1 protein-coding gene is annotated in these 1,331 nt (G+C 33.7%); it reads right to left on the reverse strand.

Annotated elements, in window-relative coordinates; all coding sequences use genetic code 11:
* Positions 1-40: 40 nt before the first annotated feature.
* A partial coding sequence (locus ATO12_RS24450) for an IS4 family transposase (RefSeq protein WP_205625265.1) occupies positions 41-1,331 on the reverse strand: 1,291 nt, incomplete at its 5' end.

A 1,331-nucleotide genomic window follows, 5' to 3' on the forward strand; every position in this document is an offset into this window, starting at 1 on the left:
TGTCATTCCGGACTTGATCCCACTACTGTCCGGAATAAACCTACCAACTAAAATTCAATTGTTGTTTTATTAACAGTTGATCCTTTTTTTTCTGGCTGTGTCCATCATTTTTGATCAATGTAACGGGGACAAACAACAAAGCAGAGAGCTTTTCTAAAAACAAGTAAAAAGGCAAAGTATTTTCCTTAAGTTTTTGGAGTTTTAAAGACAGTAAATAAGTTATTATGGCTGTATAAATTTGTGTCTTCACTGCGTTTAGGCTTGTTCCAATAAACCTTTTGATTTTTAGATTTTGTTTTATCCACTTGAAAAACAATTCAATATCCCACCTTTTTTTGTAAAGGGAAGCGATCTCACCGGCGCTTTTATTAAAATCATTGGTAGCTATGACCAAAGGTGTATTCTTATTATCTCTTCTAATTGTTATTTTCCTCAATGGAACCGTGTATTGATTAATTTTCCCTCCCCGTGGAGTTTTATTTTTAAAAATAACTTTCTGATCAGCTAAAACAAGCTGCGTATCTGATTTGTTTATGGGAAGTTCTTCAATGATATGAGTAGCTGCATTCTTTTTAAACCTTGTGACAAAAAATGATTGTTTTTTATGGATTGAAAACCACCAATTATAATCGGTATACCCTTTATCAAAAACATATGTGGCATTGGGTTGTATAGGTAGCTCTCTCCCTATATTGATATCATTGATATTGGAAGCTGTTATATCAATATAAGTAGGGGTTGTTGTATGGGTATCATATAACATGTGAAGTTTTAAACCATTGTTATAATTCCTAGTTTTATTTGTCCAATCAAAATGTCGTCCCTGCAATATAATCGGGGATGAATCTAATAGAAAAAGAAATTCCTTTAATTCCTTTTGTTTGGAAGGCCTGAAGTTCTTCATTAATTCATTGGCCAAATCTGCAAAAACCCTAAAATCTCTTTTTTGGTTGGCCTCACTTAATGTAGACCGCTTTATAGAGCGGGCACCCATATGGAAATGAGCATTGACTACCGAATTAAACGAAGTCTCTATCTCCCTTAAGCTATTTGCTTTAGATAGTTGAGAGAAAACCATGGTCACCAAATGGGTCCAAGAGTTAAAACCTTTATTGTGTTTATCCGCTGAATATTTTAACACAAATTGGTTGAATTTATAACGGGGGATAAGTGATAAAAGTTCTGAAAAGTGAGTACGGCTGTACATAGTCCTAATAGGGTATAAAATTAAGTCTAAGTAAAGGTAACACTTAATGCATCCTAAGTAAACACTCACTTTATAATACAACAAATAAAAATATTCCGGACAGTAGTGGGACTTGATCCGGAAT

The sequence above is a fragment of the Aquimarina atlantica genome, assembly GCF_000626715.1.
GTDB classification, from domain to species: domain Bacteria; phylum Bacteroidota; class Bacteroidia; order Flavobacteriales; family Flavobacteriaceae; genus Aquimarina; species Aquimarina atlantica.